The organism is Actinomycetes bacterium, assembly GCA_022599915.1.
Lineage (GTDB): Bacteria > Actinomycetota > Actinomycetes > S36-B12.
In genome coordinates, this window is the sequence record JAHZLH010000017.1 from 1 (window position 1) to 25,229 (window position 25,229).

At 60.1% G+C, this 25,229-nt stretch carries 23 protein-coding genes; 12 read left to right on the forward strand and 11 right to left on the reverse strand.

Translation table 11 applies throughout. The features are described 5' to 3' along the window. Both K0U62_02760 and yaaA read left to right on the forward strand, forming a co-directional pair. Positions 1-687 (forward strand): thioesterase family protein (locus tag K0U62_02760; GenBank protein ID MCH9800440.1); only part of this gene is annotated, 687 nt, incomplete at its 5' end. 75 nt (positions 688-762) lie between these two features. Then, positions 763-1,542, forward strand: coding sequence for a peroxide stress protein YaaA (gene yaaA, locus K0U62_02765; GenBank protein MCH9800441.1), 780 nt, complete (start codon positions 763-765; stop codon positions 1,540-1,542). A 14-nt stretch (positions 1,543-1,556) separates the two neighbouring features. Here yaaA and K0U62_02770 read toward each other — a convergent pair whose 3' ends face one another. After that, a complete protein-coding gene (locus K0U62_02770; protein ID MCH9800442.1) occupies positions 1,557-3,926 on the reverse strand; it encodes a response regulator in 2,370 nt (789 codons plus the stop codon). Between the two features lie 264 nt (positions 3,927-4,190). On the opposite strand from K0U62_02770, the gene K0U62_02775 reads away from it, so the two are divergent. From K0U62_02775 to K0U62_02790, 4 genes are all read left to right on the forward strand, one after another. Continuing rightward, positions 4,191-4,643: a DUF2599 domain-containing protein gene (locus tag K0U62_02775; GenBank protein MCH9800443.1), complete on the forward strand. Its 453-nt coding sequence runs from the start codon at positions 4,191-4,193 to the stop codon at positions 4,641-4,643. Then, positions 4,643-5,737, forward strand: coding sequence for a hypothetical protein (locus K0U62_02780; protein ID MCH9800444.1), 1,095 nt, complete (start codon positions 4,643-4,645; stop codon positions 5,735-5,737). The genes K0U62_02775 and K0U62_02780 overlap by 1 nt, the downstream gene beginning before the upstream one ends. Positions 5,738-5,813: 76 nt before the next feature. Next, complete coding sequence (locus tag K0U62_02785) at positions 5,814-6,956, forward strand: hypothetical protein (GenBank protein ID MCH9800445.1); 1,143 nt, start codon at positions 5,814-5,816, stop codon at positions 6,954-6,956. A gap of 143 nt (positions 6,957-7,099) precedes the next feature. Further along, a complete protein-coding gene (locus K0U62_02790; protein MCH9800446.1) occupies positions 7,100-8,725 on the forward strand; it encodes an alpha/beta hydrolase in 1,626 nt (541 codons plus the stop codon). Between the two features lie 94 nt (positions 8,726-8,819). On the opposite strand, the gene K0U62_02795 is transcribed toward K0U62_02790, so the two are convergent. The 3 genes from K0U62_02795 to K0U62_02805 form a co-directional block, all read right to left on the reverse strand. Next, the gene (locus K0U62_02795) at positions 8,820-9,047 is read right to left on the reverse strand and encodes a hypothetical protein (GenBank protein MCH9800447.1); all 228 of its coding nucleotides are present in this window, start codon (positions 9,045-9,047) and stop codon (positions 8,820-8,822) included. A gap of 144 nt (positions 9,048-9,191) precedes the next feature. Continuing rightward, positions 9,192-10,379: an aldo/keto reductase gene (locus tag K0U62_02800; protein MCH9800448.1), complete on the reverse strand. Its 1,188-nt coding sequence runs from the start codon at positions 10,377-10,379 to the stop codon at positions 9,192-9,194. Between the two features lie 16 nt (positions 10,380-10,395). Further along, the gene (locus tag K0U62_02805) at positions 10,396-10,608 is read right to left on the reverse strand and encodes a heavy-metal-associated domain-containing protein (GenBank protein ID MCH9800449.1); all 213 of its coding nucleotides are present in this window, start codon (positions 10,606-10,608) and stop codon (positions 10,396-10,398) included. Between the two features lie 103 nt (positions 10,609-10,711). On the opposite strand from K0U62_02805, the gene K0U62_02810 reads away from it, so the two are divergent. Then, positions 10,712-11,479, forward strand: coding sequence for an NAD-dependent deacetylase (locus tag K0U62_02810; protein ID MCH9800450.1), 768 nt, complete (start codon positions 10,712-10,714; stop codon positions 11,477-11,479). Here the strand turns inward: K0U62_02810 and K0U62_02815 are convergent. The 4 genes from K0U62_02815 to K0U62_02830 all read right to left on the reverse strand — a co-directional run bounded on the left by K0U62_02815 (position 11,476) and on the right by K0U62_02830 (position 14,930). Beyond that, positions 11,476-12,714, reverse strand: a complete 1,239-nt coding sequence (locus tag K0U62_02815) for a YihY/virulence factor BrkB family protein (protein ID MCH9800451.1) — start codon at positions 12,712-12,714, stop codon at positions 11,476-11,478. The two genes, K0U62_02810 and K0U62_02815, sit on opposite strands and share 4 nt — an antisense overlap. A 77-nt stretch (positions 12,715-12,791) precedes the next feature. Next, positions 12,792-12,932 (reverse strand): hypothetical protein, encoded by a 141-nt coding sequence (locus K0U62_02820; protein ID MCH9800452.1) that lies wholly within the window; start codon positions 12,930-12,932, stop codon positions 12,792-12,794. A 70-nt stretch (positions 12,933-13,002) separates the two neighbouring features. Then, positions 13,003-14,715: a sulfate permease gene (gene sulP / locus K0U62_02825; GenBank protein MCH9800453.1), complete on the reverse strand. Its 1,713-nt coding sequence runs from the start codon at positions 14,713-14,715 to the stop codon at positions 13,003-13,005. Positions 14,716-14,750: 35 nt separating this feature from the next. Next, positions 14,751-14,930: a hypothetical protein gene (locus K0U62_02830; protein ID MCH9800454.1), complete on the reverse strand. Its 180-nt coding sequence runs from the start codon at positions 14,928-14,930 to the stop codon at positions 14,751-14,753. Between the two features lie 254 nt (positions 14,931-15,184). Between K0U62_02830 and K0U62_02835 the strand changes: the two genes are divergently transcribed. Then, a complete protein-coding gene (locus K0U62_02835; protein ID MCH9800455.1) occupies positions 15,185-16,099 on the forward strand; it encodes a serine protease in 915 nt (304 codons plus the stop codon). A gap of 146 nt (positions 16,100-16,245) precedes the next feature. Continuing rightward, a complete protein-coding gene (locus K0U62_02840) occupies positions 16,246-18,027 on the forward strand; it encodes an ATP-binding cassette domain-containing protein (GenBank protein MCH9800456.1) in 1,782 nt (593 codons plus the stop codon). Positions 18,028-18,048: 21 nt separating this feature from the next. On the opposite strand, the gene K0U62_02845 is transcribed toward K0U62_02840, so the two are convergent. Both K0U62_02845 and K0U62_02850 read right to left on the reverse strand, forming a co-directional pair. After that, on the reverse strand, positions 18,049-19,845 hold the full coding sequence (locus K0U62_02845; GenBank protein ID MCH9800457.1) for a DUF2207 domain-containing protein: 1,797 nt from the start codon (positions 19,843-19,845) through the stop codon (positions 18,049-18,051). Position 19,846: 1 nt separating this feature from the next. Next, positions 19,847-20,449 (reverse strand): LemA family protein, encoded by a 603-nt coding sequence (locus K0U62_02850; protein MCH9800458.1) that lies wholly within the window; start codon positions 20,447-20,449, stop codon positions 19,847-19,849. Between the two features lie 104 nt (positions 20,450-20,553). Here K0U62_02850 and rarD point away from each other — a divergent pair, with 104 nt between their 5' ends. Next, positions 20,554-21,489 (forward strand): EamA family transporter RarD, encoded by a 936-nt coding sequence (gene rarD, locus K0U62_02855; protein MCH9800459.1) that lies wholly within the window; start codon positions 20,554-20,556, stop codon positions 21,487-21,489. Between the two features lie 75 nt (positions 21,490-21,564). Further along, positions 21,565-22,110: a rhomboid family intramembrane serine protease gene (locus K0U62_02860; protein ID MCH9800460.1), complete on the forward strand. Its 546-nt coding sequence runs from the start codon at positions 21,565-21,567 to the stop codon at positions 22,108-22,110. 13 nt (positions 22,111-22,123) lie between these two features. Here the strand turns inward: K0U62_02860 and K0U62_02865 are convergent, their stop codons facing one another. Further along, positions 22,124-24,223, reverse strand: a complete 2,100-nt coding sequence (locus K0U62_02865) for a thioredoxin domain-containing protein (protein ID MCH9800461.1) — start codon at positions 24,221-24,223, stop codon at positions 22,124-22,126. An 88-nt stretch (positions 24,224-24,311) separates the two neighbouring features. Here K0U62_02865 and K0U62_02870 point away from each other — a divergent pair, with 88 nt between their 5' ends. Continuing rightward, positions 24,312-25,217 carry a phosphatase PAP2 family protein gene (locus K0U62_02870; protein MCH9800462.1) on the forward strand — a complete coding sequence of 302 codons (906 nt, stop codon included), beginning with the start codon at positions 24,312-24,314 and terminating at the stop codon, positions 25,215-25,217. The last annotated feature ends 12 nt before the right edge of the window (positions 25,218-25,229 follow it).

The following is a 25,229-nucleotide window of genomic DNA, read 5'->3' on the forward strand; positions in this document are numbered from 1 at the left end:
GATCACATTGTCTACATGGTGGATAGACCTCGCGACGGCCGGTCCTTCAGTACCAGACGAATTCGGGCGGTCCAGTACGGCGAGACCATCTTTACGATGTCGGCATCCTTCGCCATACCGCAGCAAGGGCCCGCTCACGGGACCGACAAGGCTCCTGGCTGGTTCGCCGCAGTACCGGGCCCCGAGGAGGCCACACCCGTCGATATCTTCGATCATATTCACCTACCCGAAGATGCTGCCCCCGCTAGCAAAGGACTGAAGCAGGCGGGCTACCCCATTAACCAGCTCTTGGACATGCGCCACGTGGATAGCGAACTCGTTCGCGAGATCAGTGACGGGTTCGTCGATCAAATGAACTGGATTAAGGGTCAGCCACTGCCCGACAACCCGCTCACACATGTGTGTGCCCTCACCTACTTCTCCGACCTGACGCTGGTTCGCACTGTGTTGGGGCATCATGGCGGCTCAGCTGGGGTTGACCAGTTGGAGATTGCATCGATTGACCATGCGATGTGGTTCCACGCACCGTTGCGGGCCGACTCATGGCTGCTCTTCGCTAACCGCAGCCCAGTCGCAGGGCATGGCCATGGCTTTGCAACCGGTGGTTTCTATACTCAAACGGGACAAACAGTCGCTTCGGTCGCCCAAGAAGTTCTGGTTCGCGAACCACCAGGCCAGAGCGGCTAGCCTCAGCCCAGCCAACCTTCCCACTCTCATGGGTACCCCCCAAATGCCGCGTGGTGGTGCTGGGATGATGAGCGGGTGCTGATCTTGCTGCCGCCTTCCGAGGGCAAGGAATGTCCCGGCAAGGGCGACCCGTTGTCATTGGCGACGCTGCGGGACACCGATCTCACCGACCCGCGACAAGCGGTCTTAGCTGCCCTCACCACGCTGTGCCAAGAGTCGCCGGACGAAGCTAATCAAACTCTTGGCCTTTCGCCGAGACTGGCTGACTGGGTTGATCGCAATGCAAATCTGGCGACCAGCCCCAGCGCCCCGGCGGCTGAGATCTACACCGGCGTGCTCTTTGGTGAACTCGATCTCGCCGGAATGTCAACTGCTGAGTTCGAACTCGCTACTGGCAGACTGCTAATCTTCACCGCGCTATTTGGCCTAGTTCGACCCAACGACCGAATCTGCTGTTACCGACTATCCGGCGGCGTCGACCTCCCCGGCATCGGTCGCTTGACCCGATTCTGGCGAGAGCCATTGGCCGAAGCTATGACCGCCATCAGCGCAGATAACCTGATCGTAGATATGCGGTCCTCGCCGTACAGCGGGATGTGGTCCCCGACCGCAACTGAGTGCGATTCATTGGTAACTATCAAAGTCTGGCAAGAGTCAGCGTCGGGCCAACGAACGGCAGTCAGTCATCACAACAAAGCAAGCAAGGGCGCGCTGGCCCGGCAGCTTGCCACTACTCCCACTGCTGCCCGGACTGCGACCGAACTGTGTGCACAGGTGGGCGCCCTCGGCTGGGAAGCGGACTTGTCTCACAACGGCAAGTCCGACCAAATCGACCTGTACCTACCCGCGCGATAGTCAGAAACCGCAGCCTAGGCTGGGACTTCTGTCAAATAGTCACGCATCGCACGTTCAGTGCGAGCAGCGACATTGCGGATCTGACTCATGGCCGCTTGAATCTCGCCATCGCCAAGCTCACCGCAGCCCTGTTCGATCCCCCGACACACACTCGCCAGTTGCTCAGCTCCCAGCATCGCCGAGGGCGACACCAACGTGTGCAGGGCTCTCGCCAGCACTGCATGATCAGGGTCGTTGCGGGCCGCTTCGATCACATCCAACCGGGGCTGCAACTCTTCCAGATAGATCATGATGCTCTCCGCCACCACCGAAAAGTCCCCTATCTCATCCGCAAGAGCTCGCAGCCTGGCGATATCAAGAATCACTCCAGTTTGCTCAGCTTCGTCTGTGGAGGCGGTAGCAGTCGGTTCCGCCGAGACCGGCGGAACAGCGGGCTGTGCCCCAGCTAGGCGCTGTTCCGGTAGTGCAGCGTTGTCCGGTACGGCTCCTGAAAGCGCATCTCGCAGGCCCGCCAACGAGACCGGCTTGGTGAGGTAATCCGACATTCCCGCAGCCAAACAAACGTTGCGGTCCTCGTCCAGCGTGGCCGCACTGAGTCCGATGATGGGCACCTGCGCTGATGTAGCAGCATCACTCAGTTCGCGGATGGCCCTGGTTGCCGCAATACCATCCATTCGTGGCATGGAGATGTCCATCAACACCGCGTCATAGCGCTCGCGGGCCGCGGCCGCCACTGCGGCTTCACCGTCAGGCACCAAATCGGCCAGCACCCCAACCTTTGCCAGCATCGTCCGCAGCAGAGCCTGATTAGCTGGTGAATCTTCTGCGACGAGAACTCGCAAGCCCAGATCAGCACTCACTTGTGGCTGCGGCGTCACCTTGGTCTGAGTCGCCACTCGACTATCGACCCGCATTAGCTCAGCCAACCGGGAACGTCGAATCGGGAGTACCCCGCTGGCTGCCCCCGGGATTTCCGCCAGCGCACCAACAGACAGGACGATCGACTTTGCTGGGTACCACCGCTGTTGTAACGCAGCGAGCTCATCCGCAACGTCGGCTTGGCCACCGTCAACGACCATGACCGCAGCATGAATAGCCTGGCCAGCAGCCGTCTCGGTATCGCGCAGAACTTCCACGCCCAGCGATCGCAACTTGGTCACCACAGCCATGCTGGTAAGGGGCTGCGAGCATCTCAGCACGACCCGGGCCCCTACCAGTTCGGCGATGGGTTTCACCTCAGCAGGAACTGGGCGAACAATAGGGAGACTGATGCGGAAGGCGGTGCCCATCCCAGGCCGAGAATCAACCTCAACGTCTCCGCCCATCCGATCCAAGAGGGTGCGCACAATTGTCAAACCCAATCCAGCGCCACTTCGCTCCTGCAATCCGCTGCCTTGTTCATAGGGGCTAAACAACCGATCCAGTTGCGCAATATTAATTCCAGCGCCGGAGTCGATCACTCGAATCTGTAGAAAGCCGTCGGACGCCTCAGCTGAAACTGCAACCTCGCCGGAGTCCGTGAACTTCACTGCATTCGACAGCAAGTTCAGCAGCACTTGCCGGAAGCGGGCCGCATCCAGCACCAGCTGCTGCGGCACGGATGGATGGATCCATACAGATAACGCCAGTCCCTTGAGCCGAGCGTCAGGGCCGACCGTTTCTACTGCGCTTTCCAGCATTTCGTGAACGTCTATGAGTCGCTCATCAAGTTCAAACTTGCCAGCATCCAGTCGACTGATCACCAACAGGTTCTCGAGCAACTCATTGACGCTATCGGCAGATCGCCGGATTCCGGTGATGATGTCGCGAATATAGTCCGGCAGATTTTCTCCCATGAGAAGTTCCACCAAACCTACAACGCCGCTCAGCGGAGTACGCACTTCGTGGCTGACCATGGAGAGCAGCCAGGCCCGTTGCTCGGCGATCTCCTCAGCTCGTTCCCGTGCCGCCACTTCGCTCTCGCCGGCTCTAATCTCCGCGGTTGCGTCCCGATATAGGTAGACCCGCCGCCGCCCGGCACTTACCGATAACGGCAACACCTCCCGCAGCAAAACTCGATCATCGATCAGATCGATTCGGCTCTCGGAATTCTCGTCATCCGCATCTGACGAATCACTCAGCAAGATTTCCGGAATAACAGTGCGTGTCGCCAACTCGGCGTTGACTTCGGCGAAAGGGCGCCCGATGATCTCATCCTTGGTTCCGGCAAGACCAAAGGCATCGAGTAGCGCCTGGTTGGCCAAACTCACTAGGCCTTGCTCGTCCCGAACCAAAACCCCAATCGGCAAATACTGAACCAGTGGGAAAGCTGCCGCGTCCGCCGGATGCCCCTGTGGGGTAGAGGTCCTGTCAGCGTCGGGATTCACTGCGGTCCTCTCTACCATCCATCACGTTTACTCTTGTTCGGATCGTGCCCAATCTGACACAGGATTCGCCTCAATACCAACGACAATTGAGGTGCCCTTGATGTTCAAGGAAACAAATTTCGAAAATCGTTGTCGCTCACCGTCACGGCAAGACCGCCAATCGCCACGACTAGCATGCCCGCCAACGCTGTTGCGCGCTACGGCGCACGGAACTGCGAAATGATACGACCCGCTCCCACGCTGCATTTAGGCTGACACCGCGGAATTGTCAGGAGGACCGGAGTGCGCAAGATCATCACCCTCGCCCTGCTGATCGGCCTTTGCCTAGCGCTCGGGATGGCGACGTCCGCGACGACCCGCTCCAACACGGCTTCATCACCCGATCCTGGGGCATCCGGGAGCTCAGCAAAGGGCCAAGCTCCGCGACCAACTAATCAGCAGGATCGGCGACACCGATACGTGGCGAAGGTAAGTGTGGTCAGCGAAAGTTCCGGCTTGACGTATCGCATTACCCCGACCAGGAGCGGGAGACTAGTGCCCGAAGCTGCGCTGGATGAAATGTGGCGACAAGTCACCCGGCGCGGAGTGCCTGACCAGCCAAACCTAAGGCAACAGTTCCGCTGCCATCCGCTGTCCATGCTTGCGCGACTGAAAAGCAGTTGGGACCTTGAGTCGTGGCGCCCAGCCGTGGGCCTCGCCGACACAATGTTGGCTGGCTGCAATCCGGAACCGTGATGCGCAAGCTGGAACCTCGGCTGGTCTTGAAGCCAGCCTGCGCGCTCGTGGCATTGCTTTGGTCTATCGCCGCCATAGTCGACGACCCGACAGACACGAACCCGTGGCTTCTCCTGCTAGCACCACCAGCACTTCTCCTCGTCGGACCTGCACACCGCTTGCTGCCCGACGCCTCGCGACTGTTGTTGGCACTGCTCGCCGCCAGTTTGTCGCTAGCGGCTGTGGTTGCCACGCCAGCCTCACTTCTGCTTGTCACTGCCGTGGGGCTGCTGACCACCACCCTCGCTATTGAGCACAGCGGTCGATCAACTCTCGCCCCAGACGCTTTCGCCGCTGCTCTCGCGGTAGCGACAGCACTCTGGTTGGGCATGCAAGGTCTGGCTCTTGCTGTCGCCGCAACGGGCAGTGACTACGCCAACGTCGCGCTGCCACTACTGCTAGCCCTGGTGCTGGCAGCCCTTGCAGTTAGTTCCGGCCCGCAACTGTCGCCAGGCAGCCCTCAATGGCTGACCGGTTGGCCGCTGGTGGTGCTGACTGCGATCCCGGCGTGGACCTTTATTCCCCAGCTACTCACCACCTCGGCGATGTCAGCAGCTGTGGTGGTTCCGTTACTACTCGCTTGCGCAGTTGCGGCGATGGCCCTGCTGCCACTAATACCCGCTCAGCGATTCACCACCTTGTGGCTAGTCGGCGCAGTCGCTGCGGCGATCGGGATTCAAGTCGCCAGCACCGCAATTCTGGCGAGTGCAATGGGGTTAATGGTCACGCCATTCTTGCTGCGCTACGTCGCGCTCGGCACCAATACGGCTATCGAATCGCCAGCAGGGCAAACTCCCACCGTGCCGGCAACGGGAGCGCTGGCCGCGTCGGCAGCTCTGCTCGCTCTGGGGCTGCTGGCTCTCGCAGCAAACGGGTTCTGGCCCACTGCCGTACACCCCGGTGCCATCATCGGGGTGGCGGTACTGTTCTTCGGCCTCACACGCGTTACCCATGGGACCAGCTACCAGCAAGCTCAACCGTCAGCACTGCATTGGCCCGGAGTAGTTGCGGGGTTGGTCGCTGTGGCGCTCTTGGGTTGGTATCTAGTCCCATAGCTATCGGTGGTGTTTTCTGCGCGGTCGCTGCTTTCCGGCATAGGCTGTGACTGTTACTTCTCTAAGGAGTCTGCTCATGGCCAACTCTGCTTTTCGCGCCATCGACATCTTTGCTGAGGCCAATGCCATCCCACTTCCCGGTCGACAACTAGCGGCCATCACGCAAGCCGCGCCGGCCTTCCACGACTGGTTTGCCGACTCCGGGACTGCCGCAGCAGTAACCACCTGCGACCTTATTGGCCTGCCCTATCCCACTCAATACGCTCTCTTTCGAGCCAAGGCCGCAGTGTCTAGTCCCTATGTCCGCATTACCAATCGCATGTTGGTTGTGCAGTTCTTCGACTTCGCCGGTGAACTACGCACCATGCTGGTCGGCCCCACCGATGTTGACCTCGCCGGGAATACTGGCTACTTCGCTGACTTTCGGCGTCGGCTACCGGGACCGCTCGCCGAACTCGCAGTTCGACGCTACCCCACAGTGCTGGAGCACCTTGCGGAGCTCGACATCAGCCCCGAGCAGATCGACTACATCACCTTCGATCATTTGCATACGCAAGATCTGCGCCGCTGGCTGGGCACTGACGAGATTCAGCCGGATTTGGCGGCAGCGGGTTTCGCACCTCTCGATGAGCCAGTGCAACCGATCTTCCCCAACGCGCAGTTACTGATCATGCGGCCAGAATGGGAGCAATTTCCGCAGGTTCATCCGCTGCAACGTCGGTGGTTTCAAGGCCACACCCACGCGGCCGTTCGACCGGACAAAGTGGTCACTCTCGACTCTGACGTCTTGCTTGGCCCTGGCGTCGCCCTGGTAGCCACCCCAGGCCACACCGTCGGCAACCATACCGTCGTACTCAACACCAGCAGCGGGGTTTGGACTTCCTCAGAGAACGGCATGATGCCCGAGGCCTACGATCCGCAATCCTCCGCAATACCTGGCTTGCGTGACTACTTCGTGGAAACCAAGTTAGAGGTGGTACTCAATTCCAACACTCCAGAATCCAGTGCAGTGCAGTACAACTCCATGATCAAAGAGAAGTTGATCGCCGGACGTGGTGGGCCGACCGGGGAACACGTGCAGCACTTTTGTTCTTCCGAAATGTCGCCGTGGCTACTGGCGCGACGCAACGGTCCCGGTCATATCTACGAATCCTTACAGCACGGTCGACTAGTGCCCAGTGGGACTGGCACCACACTCGATCAGCGCGCCACTGCCTAGTCTTCGACGGCTGGTCCAGCGACGAACTGACTGCGGACTCGCCTAGGAACCCAGAACTGGCCCGATCATCGTGGCGGGTTGGCGAAATGTCCGGATTATTGGGTTCTGCCAGCGTTAGGCTCACGTTAATTCGAGGAGCATATGTGATCTTGCGACTGCTGGTGCTGTTGTCAACGGCCGCGGTGTCAGCCGGCCTGCTCGTTCCTACCGGTGCCGCAGCGGACGCGAGCGGTAGCCACTTCACCCCATTCAAGCAATCGGCAAAACCCAAGGATGCCGACGGCCGCGGGGGTGATCGCATCAACTGGAAGCGGTGCCGCAATGGCGATCTAGCTGCCTACGGCGCACAGTGCGCCATGGTCAAAGTACCGCTGAATCATGATCGACCCCGTGGGAAGCAGATCAAACTGGCAGTTTCGCGAGTCAGCAGTTCGGTCGGTGAGCAGCGATACCAGGGGGTGATGCTGGTCAACCCGGGCGGCCCGGGCGGCTCCGGGCTACCTTGGTCGACGCTGGGAACCTGGCTACCGAATCGAGTGAGCGCCGAATACGACTGGATTGGTTTCGACCCTCGAGGCGTAGGTCGCAGCCGTCCGTCGCTTAACTGCGATCGAGACTACTTCGGCTTCAACCGGCCCAACTACTTTCCGGAACCGGTCGCTAATCGGGACGCTTGGCTAGCGCGGACCAAAAATTACGCCAAGGATTGCCGCAAGAACGGCAAGATCTTGAAACACATGAGCACCGTCGATAGCGCCAAAGACATGGAGGTGCTGCGTCGTGCCCTTGGAGTCAAGGAGATTAACTTCTACGGTTTCTCCTACGGCACCTACCTCGGACAGGTCTACAGCACCCTCTACCCGGACCGGGTCCGACGACAAGTCTTCGACAGCAACGTCAACCCGCAGCGGGTCTTCTACCAGGCGAACCTCGATCAAGACGTCGCCTTCCAACGCGTCTTCGACGAATGGTTCGCCTGGATCGCAAAATATGACACCACCTATCAGTTGGGCAGCACCGGTGCAGCGGTGTCCCGCCGCTTCACCGAAGCTCAAGCACAGTTGGCCATTACCCCTGCGGAGGGGAAGATCGGCCCGTCAGAGTGGATAGACATCTTCACTCCGGTTGGCTATAGCACGAGTACCTGGCCTTACTTGGCGGAGTCATTCAGCCGCTACGTCCGGCTGGGCCAGTCTCGACAACTCGTCAACGAGTACCGCGACAGCGGGCAATTTCGCAACGACAACGGCTACGCGGTGTATCTCGCCGTTCAATGCACTGATGCTCCGTGGCCAACTAATTGGGATACCTGGGCCGCCGACAACTGGGCTAGCTACGCAAAGGCACCGCTGTTGACATGGCCAAACGCCTGGTTCAACTATCCATGCGTCTACTGGCCCGCCCCCGCCAGTCAGCCAGTCAGGGTGAAAGGCAAACGAGTGCCACCGGTGCTACTGATTAGTGGCACCTTGGATGCTCCCACGCCGTATTCCGGAAGTTTGCAGGTCCGGGAGAAATTTCCCAAGTCGAGGTTGGTCGCTATTGCGGGTGAGACCGGCCATGCTACATCGCTGGATGACAATCGATGTGTACGCAAGTATCTAGTTGACTACCTGAGTACCGGGGCATTGCCCAAACGGGATTCGGGAAAGACTGCAGACGTCACCTGCAAGGCCGCTCCGTTACCCAAACCGGAATTTGGCGTCTTCGGCAATTCCACCGGGGCTGACCCCAGCCAGCCAGATACGTGGCGCAACTGGCGCTGGTGAAACCCACGATCGTGCCCATCTCCGGGTAGGTAGCGGGCAAAAGGAACCCCCGACGACCATGGTCTGATCGCCGGGGGGCTTCCTGGGAGGATCGCTATGCGATGGCTTTTGTCTCCTCACTTCGGGGAGAGGGCAATGCCTCTGCCGTGGTGGGTTCAGGCGCGGGTCCCGCCGCTGGTGCTGGGACCTCATCCTTTTGTTTCTCTGCGTATTCTCGCTTCAGTCGAAGCGACGGATCGTTGTGTTCATCGAGGTCAGCTGGACCGAGGAAGGTGTAGAGAACCCGATTGGTGTAGTGCTTGATCTTGTACATGATGTTCATGTGGACCTCCTTGAAGCTCTTTCAGAGTAGAACTTGTGCAAAAGTGTTGCAACTAGTCATCACCTAATCGGACCAGTACCAGGTCGATACTGTCCGACCCAGACCCAACGGGATGCCCTAGCGAGCCGTGCACAATGGGATGGCCTACTGAGCAGAGAGCCGCTGCCGCGCTGGACCCGCCAGCCGCTGATGGGCGTCGGTAAGCCACTGCGGGATCTGCGCTGCCAACGGCGAGCGTCTCACCGCTTTGCCGATATCTAGTTGATCGACTGCGGCAGCGTTGGCACCGGGGAACCAATCACCACCGTTGCCTAGCAAGTTGTAACGCTCTCGGGCGTAATCGGTCATTCCGTAGGCAATCGCTAGTGCTCGCAGCCAGATAGTGGTGCGAATATTGACGTACCCGGGCGCCTCTTCCCATGTAGGAACTCCCTCGAAGAGTTCGGCCAGGCCACCGGGACCAACAATCTCGGCTACGGCCTGCTCCAGCCTCGCTTCGATCTCGGGCAGACACTTCTGATAGTCGTTCAGATTCGCAACTGCCGTTGCAGCCAAATCAAAGTCGGAAGACCGCGCAGCGCCGAGGCTGAGGGTATGCACCTCCGGCCGAGCTAGGCAGAAGGCGGTGTTGAACATTAGCGGGTGCAGTGGCTGACACAGTTCCACGAGTTTCTCGGGTGGATCGTAGAGTCGCCCACCCTTATCGGCTGGGCTGATGATGAATACCCCAATATCCCGCTTGGTTGCTTCCACGACCGCAGGCCAGTTGTATTGCCAAATGTAATACCAGTGCAGATTCACGTAATCGAACCCGCCATCTTCCTCATGCTGCAGCACGGTGGCAATTAGTTCCGGTGACCCGTGGGTCGAAAATCCGACGTGTCCAATCCTTCCTTCGGCCTGTAGCCGTCGAGCGATCTGCAAGCAGCCACCCGGCCGCACCGCCCACCAAAACTTTTCGTAGGTATTGATTCCGTGTAGCGCGAGTAGATCAATTCGATCTACCTGCAGCCGTTTGAAGGACTCCGCTACTTGGGTTGCGAAGAGATCGGCATCCGGAGAGGGCGCAATCTTGGTCTGAATGATGAGCCGTTCACGATCAAGATCGTGAAACAGCATCCCTAGTTGGCGCTCCGACGTCCCGTAGCCGCGGGCCGTTTCAATGTGGTTCATACCCAGTCCCAGTGCGGTCTGCACCACATCCGTGATCCGTCGTTGCGCGGCTGGTTCAATATCTTGACCAGTGTCCCGCCAGGATTGCTGATACCGCATGCCGCCAAGACTGAGCACCGGCATTTGTAGGTCGGTGCGACCAAATCTTCGCGTGATCATGGCAGCGGGCAAATCGCTAACTCACCACTGAGTAGCCGGCCGCTGCGACTGCGCGTTCCATGGACCCCCAGTCCACATCCTGTCGGACGGAAACGACGACCCGGGACGGCTGATTTTCGCCAAGGGTTACCGACACATCGTCAACCTCAGGCAACTTCTGCAACTCTGCTGTCACGGCGGCAACACAGTGCCCGCAAGTCATGCCCGCGACTGATAGGTCGTACTCCATGACACCTCCCGGTGGCTCTGTACCTCGACACTACCGGGGTAGAGAGAAAATGCGCGGTCAAGCAGTATCGAGCCCGATCTACTAATTGCGGATAGCCTGAGGTATGGCCTTGCCGGACGCGGCAGAACAACGGACTGCCGACCTCATCCATGCAGCCCACAGCATCTTCATTCTCGCCGGGGCGGGAATGTCGACTGAGTCTGGCATCCAAGACTTCCGCGGGCCGAATGGGATCTGGCGCACCAACCCAGCAGCCCAACGAATCTTTGACATTGATGCCTACGTTGCCGAACCGGAGGTCCGCCTCGCTGCCTGGCAGATGCGGTGCAGCAGTCCAATCTTGACGGCAGAACCAAATGACGGCCATCGGGCGTTGGCATCGTTGGCAGACTCGGGCCGGCAAACTCTGATCGCCACGCAGAACATCGATGGCCTACAGCAGCGTGCTGGTAGTCAGCACGTGCTGGAGCTACATGGCACCTTCTGGTCATCGATCTGCCTGGACTGCAGCGACGTCCAGCCAATCCGCGAAACTCTCCATCGATTTTCGGCCGGCGAAAGCGATCCCCACTGCCTCGGGTGCGATGGCCTACTGCGCACCAACACCATCGCTTTCGGGCAGCAACTTAATCCGGACGTACTGGCTGCCGCCCAGGCTGCAGCAATGAACTGCGATCTGGCATTAGCTATCGGTACCTCGCTGGCCGTCTTCCCGGCAGCTGGACTGTGTGACATCGCCCTGGGGCGAGGCAAGCCGCTGGTGATCTGCAACGGCGAGCCCACCACCTATGACACCTCGGCTACCGAGGTGCTGCGTGGACCCATCGGCGAAGTACTTCCTCGCGTCATCACCACAGCGGTATCCGGCTAGCGATCTAGCGAGTCCTCCACCCGATCACCTCGGTCATCAGTGGAAGGGTCTTGTTGATCTATGACCCGGGTGTGTTGGGCATCGGTATGGGCAGCGGCTTCAGGCTGCACAACCTCGGTGCGCTGATTACCCGTCTGGTTTTCTTGGCTACCGGTTCCGGACAGGGCGATCGTCGGATGTTGACCAGCCTCAGCGCTCTCACCGGGTTCCCCCACTTCGGTCACCTGGACCGACTCTGCGACGACTTTTGTTTGTTGCTCCGGCGGCGATGAATCCGTTGTCTGTTCGGGGTTCGCCGAATCCGCTGTCACGGGGACCATGGCACGGAAGCTCGCCATCGCCGCGGTGAGCGACGCAACGAAAAAGAAGACCAGCCACTGCAGATAGATAACGAACAAGATCGCCACCGGCAGCGCGAAAGCACCGTATTGCGGGCGATCGAGCGCCCACTGCGCAATGAAGGTCATGACAAAACGCATCACCTCCATTACGACGGCACCGACCAGCGCGCCCCGGTGCACCGACTTCGGATCGGGCCGAATGCCACCGAGTCGCGAAAGTACGAGGCGAAATAGCAGATAGTTGATCGACAATGCGACGGAGACACCGCTGATTAAGACCACTGCGGGTACCCAGGTAGCCCCAGCTAGCCCTAAGAATTCTCGGATATTGCTTCCGAAGAACCCGATCACGGCTGTCGGGATAAACGCCATCAGCGTTAGCGGCAGCAGCAACAACAACCAGCCCACTTGCCGAAGCTTTTTCAGCGCGAAGTTTCGTGGATCCGTAGGCGCGCCGTAGACGATGTGCAGCCCCCCGGACATGGCATTAATGGTTCCAGTTCCGGAATACAGCAGCACCAAGAGGCTAATGAGCGAGGCACCCTGCCCCCAAGCAGCGATCGTGTCCAGATCGATGCCATTCGTTCCAATGAAGTCAGGAAAGATTTGCCCCAACTGATCTAGCGCCTTTGTCAGCAACGGCTCGAGTCGATGAGCGCCGAACCGGGCGGCTAGGCCAAAACCCAAAAAGATCGCCGATAAGATTCCCAGGAATAGGTAGTAGGTGGACCCGCCGGCTAGCAACGTCGAGTGGGAGCCGCCAAAGCGCAAAATCGCAAGATATATCACCGCACCCAGCCGAGTCCGGCGCTCGACCGCTCGGACTTTATCGATCTGCGGCTTTGCCGGCGGATCAATATTGGTCCCCGGGATTGGCGTTTGCGACTCGGCCATCCAGCTACCTCACGGATAGTGCAAACGGGTTCTCGGTGGGCGCGGGTGCGTCACGATCCGTTCCATATCGTCGGGGTCTAGACCGGCGCCGGGCCGCCAGCTGCGCCGCACGAGCATCGATCCTGCTCTCCGATACCCGCTAGCGCCTGCTCAATGTGTAGCCCACAGCCGGAGTAACTGATCTTGCCGCAACGGGGGCAGGTGGCTGGGCTGCACATGAAAGGTCTCCTCTGCAGATAGCCCGGTCTGGACATTGACATTCTACCGCTAGATAGCGCGGCAGCGGATTCATTCATCTTCCGCGTAGAAAGCGTCAACCAACGAGGGCAAGGTCGGGTACATCCGATCACGGCCGATTCGATCTGCCAGGCCAGCCCGATCCAGTTGCTCGACGAGTTCCCGCTTTGCTCGTACCAGACAGAACAGCAGTCCTTCCTGCTCGGTTTGTCGCAACAGTCGGTCGATCGCAGTTACCGCGGTGGCGTCGATATCAACGATCGCTTCGCAGTTAAGCGCAAACCAGCGCAGACCCGGTTGCCGTTCCTCGATGAGTCGATCCGCTTGGGCGAGAAAATCGGAGGAATTCGCGAAGAATACTGGGCTGTCGTAACGATAGATAAGAAGTCCTGATACCTCACGAGCATCATCGAAATCCCCGATGTCATGCATTCCGGCAAGATCTGGTACCAAGCCCAACGCCGCGCTGTGTGGCCGAGCCGCTCGAGCAGCCATAGCGATCACGGACAAACCTACGGCAATCAAGACGCCGTACAAGATCCCGACGATGAGTACCGACACCAGTGTGACTATGGCCAACACGAACTCAACTCGATCGAACTGCCACAGCAACGCGAAGCCAGAAACATCAATCAACTGCAGCGCCGCATAGATAACTAGTGCCGCCAAGCCAGCCCGGGGGATAGAGGACAGCAATGGCCCGGCCACCAGCAGGACCGCAACCAAAGCGATCGCTACGACAAAGGAGTAGGCCTGTGATCGAGCACCGCTTGCCTGGGCCAAGGCAGTCCGGCTACCACTGCTGGAGACTGGCATCCCCTGCAAGAGGCCAGCGCCAAGATTTCCGACCGACATTGCGCGCAGTTCGGCGTTGGGATCCGGCCGTGAGTCGTCTCGCTCCTGAAACGCCCGCCCAGTTAGGGCAACATCGGTAAACCCGACCAGCAGCACACCCAGACCGCCGACCAGCAGAACCGCTGCATCCTCCAGTGAAATCGCGGGCACCTGCGGCAGCGGTACTCCTTGTGGCACAGCACCCACGACCGTCAGTTCACCGCCGCCGGCGTTGTATACCCAGGTGAAGAGCGAACCAGCGACAACGACGAGCAGTGGACCGGGCCATTTCGGCAGATAGCGCGCCAACGGAAAGAGTGCCGCCAACATGACCCCACCCACAAGCGCGGTTGGTAGATCGATCTCACCCGAGCCGACCGCCTGAAGCACCTCACCCAGATGGGGCAGCACGTCCTCGGCAGTGGTATTGATTCCCAATAGTTGATCAATCTGACCCTCAATCATCAGCATCCCGATGCCGGCCATGTAGCCGAGCATGACCGGATGAGAGAGCAGGTCACCGAGGAATCCCAGTCTCAACAGACTGGCAGCGACACCGACCACCCCGACAATCAGTGCCAGCCCAGCAACCAGCACCGCGTAGCGGCTGGGATCGCCTAGCGCCAGCGGGCCAACTACCGCTGCTGTCATCAGGGCAACGCTGGACTCAGGTCCCAGACTCAACAACCGAGAAGTACCCAACAGCGGGTAGATCAACAACGCTGGCAATGCCGCCCATAGCCCAACGATCGGCGGCAGACCCGCGACTGTGGCGTAGGCCATGACTTGTGGCACTAGGTATGCCGCGACTGTCAGCCCAGCGATAACGCTGACTGGCGTCCACGGTCGCAGATCTTGCTGCAACCCGGGCAGCAGTCGAGTCAGCGTCACGCCTCGCGCCGTCTTACCCACAGGTTTAGCGTGGCACAGTCAGCGGCAGCGAGGCTGCCAGCCAGCACGAGAAGTTAGGAGCGAGCCTCGACTGAGTTCTGCCGCTGCACCTGCTCGTGATCACTCAACAACACTCCAGCGGACGCAGTGCCGTTGGGATATTGATCGTCCAGTGGCGTCATAGCCATCGAGGACGTGGCGAAACCCACGGCGAATACCGCAGCCCCTAGGCCAATAATGATTTTCTCACTCACGTTTCACCCCGTCTTGTTGATTGGCACCTAGTCATACTGTCTTCACTGTTCCCGAGACCGATCTCGACTAATCAGTGATCAGCTGTGATTCACCTCACCCAAGCCGACTCTTGAGCGGGCCCAATCGCGAGTGAGCCCTGCAGCACCCACCGGGTGGTGACATATCTCATTCCAGGCCGCAGAATGGGGCTACCCGACTCGTTACGGCGCCAAGGCGCTCGATCGATGTCGTCTCTGTGGAAGGATGCGATCCTATGACCGCAACAGCACGCGCCATCATCTTCGGCGCCATCGGTTCGCTTTTCCTCGCTGGACTGCCACTGATCGCCGCGGTAGGACCTGCAGGTGGTAGCCAGCAGGGGCCACAGGTAATCAATGGCTCCAACGCCGCAGCCGGAGCTTGGCCGGCGATGGCTGCCATCGGCTACCGCGGGGAGAGCGCCAAGCGCGGCACTTTCTGTGGCGGCACCTTAGTGGCCGAGGGCTGGGTACTCACAGCCGCCCACTGCCTGTCCGGGCTCAAGGCGAAGGGAGTCGTCGTCCGGGTCGGAATCACCTCGCTCAAGAACGCCAGTGATACCGAGATTCGGGTCGCAAAGATCTACACGAAGAAGTACAAGCCTCGAAAAGACATCAACGACATAGCCCTGCTGAAGCTCAAGCAGGTCTCCGACAAGACGCCTATGGGCCTGGCCACCGCCGCCATGTACGTGGCTAACGCGCCGGCCGCGGTCATTGGCTGGGGGGCCACCAAACCGAACGGCAGAAAATACCCGAGCAAGTTGCAGCAGGGCACGGTGGAAATCACGCCAGATGCTCGCTGCGAAAAGATGTGGCGAGAGGCGAACACCAAGAAACAAGTATGTGCCGGCATCGGGGGTGCCAACTCGGTGGACACCTGCGCCGGCGATAGCGGCGGACCGCTGATCCTCGCCGACGCAGCGGGCGTGCCGCAGGTAGCAGGGATTGTGAGTTACGGGCCCCAACCCTGCGCAAATCCCCGGCGTCGGGCCGTCTATACCAAAACCTCGCACTACGCAGGATGGATCGAATCCACAATCGGCGGACCGCCGGGACCAGCCCCCACCCCCACCCCCACCCCCACCCCAACGGACTCCGGCGCCACGACACCCTCCCCGGTGACTTCCGCACCGGCACCCGCCGGATAGCGCCAGCCAGCAGATGACCAGTCGGCGAGGTGCCGCTGACCGTGGCACGACTGCGGTGCACCATGCCGTGATCACAACCTGAGGTATATGTGAAAGCTTCCCCCTACCTCGTTGCCGAGGACCTCGCTCTCCGTCGGGGCACCCGAATGGTGCTGGATGGCATTTCTGTTGGCGTGCATCCCGGGGATCGAATCGGAGTTGTTGGCGCCAACGGGAGCGGAAAGACCACCCTGCTGTCGGCACTAGCTGGCGGGGAAACTGATTCTGGTCGGGTATCCATGTCGGGTGACTCGCGCGTTGTGATGGTTGGTCAACATGACCGATTGCCAGGGGCAACTGTTCGTGCGGCGATCGTAGGTGATCGTTCCGATCATGAGTGGGCTTCTGATCCGAATACTCGATCGGTATTGACCGGGCTGCTCGGCGGGGTCACCGCACCGCTACTATCCGCCGGACTTGATTCGGCGACCGATGGCCTATCCGGTGGTGAATCTCGTAGGGTCGCGCTGGCCGCGGCCTTAATTAGACCGTGGGATGTGCTGCTGCTGGACGAACCGACGAATCACCTTGATGTGGAAGCAGTGGGTTGGCTGGCGCAGTACCTGAACTCCGTCCCGCGTGGCCGTCGGGCAGTCATCCTGGTGACGCATGACCGATGGCTGCTCGACGAGGTAACCACTCAGACCTGGGAGATGGTTTCCGGTGACATCGCCAACTACCAAGGCGGCTACGCCGCATACGTTTTGGCCAAAGCAGAGCGACGACAACAACAGCAGGCCGCGGAAAGTAAGCGTCGCAATCTGGCGCACAAGGAGCTGGCATGGCTGCGTCGCGGTGCGCCCGCTCGCACCGCCAAGCCAAAATTCCGGATTGACGCCGCCGAGGCACTGATCGCCGATGAGCCACCGCCTAGAGATTCCCTCACCCTGCATCGGATCGCTAGTGCCCGACTCGGCAAGACGGTCATTGACGTCGAACATATGACACTTCGCCCTAGAGCTGATCTTGCCCCGGTGCTGGAAGATGTGACTTGGAACCTGGGACCGGGACAACGCATCGGACTGCTGGGACCCAACGGCGCCGGCAAGACAACATTGTTGCGTCTGCTCTTGGGCGAACAGCCGCCTCCTACCGAAGGATTCGTCCGGCGCGGAAAAACAGTTGCTGCCGCCATGGTCGACCAGCGACTAAGTGAACTAGATCCAGACGACCGGGTAGGTACCTGGCTCAAGCGAACTGCTGAGCGTGCAGTCGTGACCACCGGACAGGAACTGAGCAGCAGCCAATTACTGGAGTCGTTCGGGTTCACCGGAGATGCGGCCTGGAAGCGACTCGGGGATCTGTCCGGGGGCGAGCGGCGTCGCCTGCAAGTGCTGCAGGTGTTGCTGGCTGGACCCAACCTGCTGTTGCTCGACGAGCCGACCAACGACCTAGATATCGAGACGCTGAACGTGCTGGAAGACCTACTCGACGAGTGGCCCGGCTCCCTTGTGGTGGTCTCGCATGATCGCTACTTCCTTGAGCGAGTCTGCGATGACATCTACGTGATGACCGGCGATCAAAAAATCCGTCACGCTCCCGGTGGCGTGGCCGAATACCTCGATCTGAGGCGGGAGATACTGGCGGAGAAGGACACGACGAGAAGCCTGGCGTCAGCCACTCAAGCCCAGTCGGCACCGACCGGGCCACCGCAGCGACCAGCACCTGGGTCAGCGAAAGAGCGAGAGTTGCGCAAGTCGCTGTCGCGTGTTGAGCGGCAGCTGCAACGCAACGAAACCGAGCAGCAACGGCTGCACAGCGAACTCGCGGCCGCGGCCACCGACCCCGAACAACTGCTGGCACTTACCGCCAACCTACGAGAACAAGAGCAACTGCAGTCAGACCTCGAGGACGAGTGGTTGATGATTTCCGAGCAGGTGGACGGCTAGCCGATACTGTCCAATCGACAGCTACCAGGAACCGCCACCGCCGCCGCCACCGCCGCCACCGCCGGAGAAGCCACCACCGCCACCACCACCGGATGACGACTGCGAAGCACTGTAGGACGAAACTGCACTTTGCGATACCGAACTGACTGCTTCGGAGATTGACTGACTGGTGTAATAGAGCGCGTAGTAGCTGTACATCGGGCTGGCTGGATCGGTATCCATCCCCGGTGGTGGCTTGCAGGCCTCTGCCCATTTATCGGCACAGCCCAAAGCAACTGCCCACGGCAGAAACTGCTCGAAGTACTGCGCTCGCAGGGAGTACTCGTAACGTTCGACTGATGCCGACGTCCCGAGCGCAACCTGCAATCCAGCAATCTGGTCTCGCACCCGACGCCCTTCTGCCGTCAATCGCGTCTTCAGATCAGCGGTGGCCCACAGTCCGGCAATACCAGGGATGAAGAACAGGGTGGCCAACCAGACCGACTCAGAAGCAACCAAAGTGACACCGGCAAATGCGGGTAGTAGCGCAGCCAACAAAACGGTTAGCCGACCCAAGGCGGAATAGTCGTACCAGCGATAGGCGCGCGCTTGCCCGGTTGAGGCAGTCCGCAACTCCGCTTGTAGCGCATTGATCTTTCTCCCCATACTGACGGACTTCTGTTTGATGTCCTGCTGGGAACCCGGAGTGTTCAGCCCTAGCGTGTCCAGTAGTTCCCCGCTGCCAATGACACCGTCTGGCAGCGCCCGATCGGTTCGCTGCAGCGTGACAAATTTCGGCTTGCGACGCGGCGTCGTGGCGGGGTCGAGCGAAATCTGAAGCGTTCCCAGATGCCGCAGTTGCAGCAGGAGCGCTTGAAAGACGTCATCCGGCGGGCGTTCCTTCAGCGTCCAGGCGTAGGCGAGGATGTCGTCACCCGGCGCAGCAAACACGGGCGCCTGGCTGGGCTTCGGATCGTGGGCGATCCGAATCAAACCGACCATACCCAGCGCGAGGAGCACACCGACACCAGCCGGGATCGCATTGTTGTACCAGGGCTCGCTCAACTCAACAACGGTGAGCCCCCCGGCGGGCATCATCGCTTTCCAGGTGACCGGAGTCATCGGATCCAACTGCTGTAGCTGCGTGACGTAGCGCTTGTCGCTTTGTTCCGACACCTCGCATGGCTGCTCAAGATCACCAGTACCGACCAGGCAACCGACCCCGGTGGGAGCAACCGGGAAGTCTGCGGTGACGGTGGCCTGATACATCGGCATCTGCCAGCCTGCACCCACGACGTTCCAGTACCACTGCGCCTCTGGCTCACCTTCGACTTGCGTGATGGTCCCGGTTTGTTTGCTGGTGATGACATACCGGTTGACAGTCCCAGGCGGATACGGCACGTTCGCTTCGCCGATCCGAGCCACCAAGTAGCCACTCTCTTCGTAGAGGACGTAGGGCTCGGGTACACATGTGCCAAAGTCCTCGACTTGGCGGGGGCACCGCTCGATCGAGATCACTTCGACCGGGTGCTCCACCTTGGTTTCTGACGGTCCCGATTCGTCAAAGAACCGAAAAATACCCCGCCGTTGCTCATAGAACTTCACATCGAGCGTCTCGACCTGGGTCAGTTCGCCATTCTCGTCCAGCGAGTAGTCGGCCTGATAGTTCTCAATAACGCTCGTCTCTATCGCTGTGCTGCTGCCGCCGCTGTTGAAGTTGAACGCGTAGAACGCCATTCCGACAAGTACGGCGATCAGAGCAACGATTCGACCAGCAACGGTGAAGTAGCCGAAGACGACAGCAACTACGGCTAGTCCCAGCGCGAGCCATAGTTCCATTTCAGAACTCCACCGAGGGCGGCTTAGTGGTGTCCTCTGGGGAGATTGCTTCCGACATCCGAGCGTGTTCGATGTCCTGAATCTCGAAGTATTCCGCCTTGCGAGCATCCATGCGGGCAGCGAAGAAGTTGTAGGGGATGGACTCGATCTTGGTATTCCACTCCCGCACAGTGTCGTTGTAGTACTGCCGAGAGAAGGCGATGCGATTCTCAGTATCCACAATCTGCTGCTGCAGATCGAGGAAGTTCGTGTTGGCCTTCAAATCCGGGTAGGACTCGGCCAGCGCAAATAGATTTCCCAACGCGCCAGACAGCGCCAACTCCGCCTTACCGGCCTGATCTGCATGTGAAGGATCTTGGGCCGATTCGATGGCCGAATTGCGTGCCGTAACTACCGCGTCCAAGGTTTTGCTCTCGTGAGCGGCGTAGCCCTTCACAGTGGCAACCAGCGGCGGGATCAGGTCGTGGCGACGCTTCAACTGCACACTGATCTGCGCCCACGCCTCCGCCACTCGATTCCGAAGCTTCACCAAGGTGTTGTAGAAGAACACCCCTCCCACCCCGGCCACTACAACAACGATCAACAGGATCACGAATGCGGTCATGCTGTCATTCTGGCACGCAGGCAGCCTGATGCGGATTCCGCAGTCGGAATGAGTCGCCGGTTGATCCGGTGGCACCGGCTGCTGCGACGCTCTACGGTCGAGTGGTGACAGCACAGCGCAGCGGCACCTGGTTCGGCGTCGTCGCCTACACGCTGTGGGGGATCTTCCCGCTGTACTTCACCTTGCTCGAGCCAACCACCCCGTCGGAAATCCTCGCTAATCGGATCATCTGGTCGCTGGTGGTCTGTCTCGCCGTTCTACTGCTGGTCCGCGGACTGCCCCGACTGCTGCGGTTGACTCGACGGCAAGCGGTGCTGCTAGCTCTCGCCGGGGTGGTGCTATCGATCAACTGGCTGACTTTTGTCTATGCAGTCACCACGAACCAGGTCGTGGAAGCCTCGCTGGGATATTTCATCAATCCCCTGGTCACCGTGGCACTAGGTATCGTAGTGCTGCGCGAGCGACTCAATAGTTGGCAGATCGCAGCCTTGGCCATCGCCACCGTAGCCGTAGTCATCTTGACCGCGAACTACGGGCGGATTCCTTGGATAGCGCTCACGTTGACCTTGTCTTTCGCCAGCTACGGACTCTTGAAGAAAAAAGCTGGGGTTCCGGCGCTGGAGAGCCTCACCTTCGAAACCTTGGTGCTGTTCCTCCCAGCGGTGGGCTATCAGGTGTGGCTGTATACCAACGGCACGGCAACTCTGACTGACAACGGCTTCGAGCACACCCTGCTACTGATCGGACTGGGCGTCATCACCGCGATCCCGCTGTTCTTCTTTGGCGCGGCCGCGGTAAGGATTCCGCTCACATCGCTCGGAGTGTTGCAATACATCACGCCAGTACTGCAGTTCTTGATCGGAGTGGTGCTGTTGTCCGAATCCATGCCCGCCGTGCGCTGGATCGGCTTTGGACTGGTGTGGATTGCTCTGGTGATCTTCACCGTGGACATGATTCGACGATCACGCACACTGTCACCAGTCAGTTCTACCCCCATGTCCGCCGATGAGTCGCGAACAACCACGCCGTCGGGTGGGTAACTTTCCGCCATGGCCACCCGCGACCATACTGGGAACATGAGTGTCGCTGTCCCAGAAAAAACTCCGCGCACATTCATGACGGTGGTATCGCCAATCTTGTGGCTGCTGGCAATCATGTGGCTCGTTGAGATTGCAGATTTCCTACTGGCGGGAAACTTGGACTACCTCGGTGTGCAGAGCCGCACACTCATCGGCCTAGTGGGCATAGTTGCAGCACCATTCCTGCACGGGGACTTCGAGCACCTGATGGCAAACACCGTTCCTTTTCTGATCCTCGGATCGCTGGTGTCTTGGCGAGCGCGGGAGAAGTTTTGGAACGTCTTCGCCACAATCGTGTTCGTCAGTGGCACCATGCTGTGGCTATTGGGGCCAGCCAATGTTGTGACGGTCGGGGCCAGCGGCGTCATTTTTGGATTCCTGGCCTACCTCCTGGCTGCCGGGGTGATCACACGGCATTGGGTAGATGTGCTGATAGCGGTCGTGGTGCTCATCGGATACGGATCGCTTTTGCTGGGGATATTGCCAGTTGGCGTGGCGGCGGACATCTCTTGGCAGATGCATCTGTTTGGCGCAATCGCCGGTGTGCTGGCGGCCATCTACTACGCGCCACCGAGGCGCTAGCGGGACACGGCAGTCATCCTGACTGCAACTGCTCGCGCAAAGTCTGCGAATCGGTAGTCGGTAGCCCACAGGCAAAGTTACGGCAGACATGGGCTGCGGATACATCACCAGCAGGTCGACCTATCAGCAGCGGGATATCTTCCGCGCCAGCCGCCTCCTCGCTCACTGCCGCCGGATTGGCAGGTGGCGCTACCGACCCTCGCACCGATACGGCCCGGCCCGATCCCGCAGTTTCCACCGTGCACAGCAACGCTAGGACTGCGGCGGCATCGTCATCCTCACCGGGAATCACCGCCACTTCCCAGGGTCCGGCGTCAGCCAGCAACAACGCCTGGAGTCCCCAGCCAGCGAATCGTGGATGCTGCGCGATTAGACCGGATAGGTCAGCAAGAAGCTGATCGGCGATCTCGCGCCACTGAATCCTGCCGCTGACCGCAGCCATCGTGATCAAGGCTCGGGCTGCCGCGGCAGTGCCGGAGGGAGTGGCATTGTCAGCTGGATCTCGGGGTCGCCGCACCAACCGTTCCGCATCCACCGCCGTGTCATAGCATCGCCACCGCTGCTGGTCCTGTTCAAAGAACAGCCCGGTCATGGCCTCGGTGACGGCAACTGCCGACTCGAACCAGGAAGTATCGCCAGTGGCTCGCTGCAGCGCTACGAAAGCCTCTACGGTCAGGGCGTAGTCCTCTAACAGACCTGGCGCAGCGCCCGGCTTCCCGTGACGTGAAATCCGACAAAGCCTGACCCCGGCCGAGTCAGCTGTCACGTGTACCGACCGAATCTGGTCACCCACAGCGACCGCTGCCGAAATCCATTCCGCACGATCAAACAACAGCCCAGCGCGAACCAAAGCTAGGATCGCCAGCGAGTTCCACGCCAGCACGGTCTTATCGTCTCGGGCTGGTTGTGGTCGGAGAGCTCTGGCCGCTAGCAATTCTTGCCGACACCGTCGCCAGCGCTCGACATCGTCGGGGTCGGATTGTAGTTGCAGCACTGACGTACCAACCTCGAACGTTCCCGCCGCAGTGACCGACGCGAGTTCGGCAACCCACTCACCGTCGTCAGCTCCCAACACCGTGGCGAGTTGTTCAGGGGTCCAGGCGTAGCTTGCACCTTCACCACCAGGGGAGTCTGCCGTTTCCGGCGCATCGGCATCCAACGCCGCAGCAAAACCGCCTTCAGGCAGGAGAAGATCATTGAGCATGAACTCAATAGTTTCTGCGCAGATGCGTTTTGCCAACGAGTCACCGGTAGTCGCCCACCAGGTCGCGTAGACATCAACGAGTAGTGCGTTGTCGTACAGCATCTTCTCGAAGTGGGGCACCGTCCAGGTTTCATCGACGCTGTATCGGGCGAAACCGCCGGCGAGTTGGTCGTACATTCCGCCACGTGCCATGGCGGTGCAGGTAGCTGCGACCCACTGCGCCGGGCGCGGCTGTTCGGTCACGGTCGCGTAGTCCAGTAAGAACCGCAGAATCATGCTGGGCGGAAACTTGGGGGCGGCTCCGAAGCCGGCGTTGACTGGATCGAAGGAGTTCGCCAGTTCGGTAACCGCTGCCGACATGATCGTCGAGGCTGGTTCCACCGAGTTCAACTCGGCAGGCTGGTCGCGCTCGGCTAGCAGCGTATTGATGCGTTCCGCCGAGGTAAGTAACTGTTCGCGCCGGTTCTGCCAGGCATCCGAGACCGCGGTCATCACCTGCCCGAATGAGGGCATGTTCCCGTGGGGAAGATCGGGAAAGTAGGTACCGGCGTAAAAGGCGCGACCTTCATGATCCAGCCACACCGACATCGGCCAGCCGCCGTGACCGGTCAAAGCGGTGGTGGCAGCCATGTACACCGAATCAACATCCGGTCGCTCCTCCCGATCTACCTTGATCGCAACGAAGTTCTCGCTAAGCCGACGGGCAACCACTGGGTCCGAAAAAGATTCATCTGCCATCACATGGCACCAGTGACAAGCGGCATAGCCCACCGACAGGAAGACCGGCACATCTCGCCTACGCGCCTCGGCGAAGGCATCCTGACCCCAGGCATGCCAGTCCACCGGATTGGTCGCAGCAGCAGCGGTGTAGAGGGTCAGGTGTTCGGCCGGGAGATCGCGCAGCAGCATGGCAGCAGGCTACCGCCCACTCACTGGAGCTGCTCACTCCCCGCACGGAGCAACGTTGCCCGCCCGGTCTGGCCCCTAAGATGCAGGAGTGACCGATGTCGCCGACTCCACACCACCGGAGACCATTCCGCAGCGCGCTCGGCGACTGCGAAATCTTGCGCTCGGATCAGCTGCCCTCTTTGTGCTCATATATCTACTCGCAGTTCACACCCAACTGGGCCAAGAGTGGGATGACCGCGCAGTATTGGAAAGATTTGCCGCCGGGAAAAAGCACATGAACCGAGCCAAAGACATCCTGGATGCGATTCGGGTTCAGTCATTGGTGGTGGGGTTGCTGGTTCTGATTGCGATTGGCTTGTGGCGGCGACGACCCTGGGCGGCTGCCAGCGCAGTACTGCTGTTCGCCGGTACGATCCTGCTCGCTGAAGTGCTGAAACTCGTGCTGCCCCGACCCGATCTCAGCCAGTTGGAGGATCGGCCGCTATTCGATGGCATCAACACGTTCCCGAGCGGTCACGCAACGATCGCGACTTCGCTGGTTCTCGCATTGCTCTTGGTGTCCAGCGCTCGCGCTCGCCCCTGGGTTGCCGTCGTTGGCCTGGTATGGGCCGCAACCGCCACTTGGGGGACCTTGGCCGCTGGCTGGCATCGCCCATCTGATGCGGTCGGCGGCATCCTGCTCGCCACTGCCTGCTTCGCCGGCGGCGCGTCCTGGCTACTGCCCAGACACTGGCGGTCAGCAACCGGGACGAAACTTGCCGACCAATTGTTGCCAATGGGCGGACTGCTGCTGGCGCTGCTGGCACTAGCCGCACGAATCATGACTTGGTGGGCGCCCTCGGGGAACGACGGGCAATTGGGCAGCGCTACCTACATCAGCGCATCAATTCTGATCTTGGCTGCGGTCAGTTTTTCGATCCTGTACTTCGCCTGGCTGCTGAAGGAACAGGACTGGACCTCGCGCACTTCCGATGGGCCGACTGCAGCCAGTTAATGCCGGCTTATT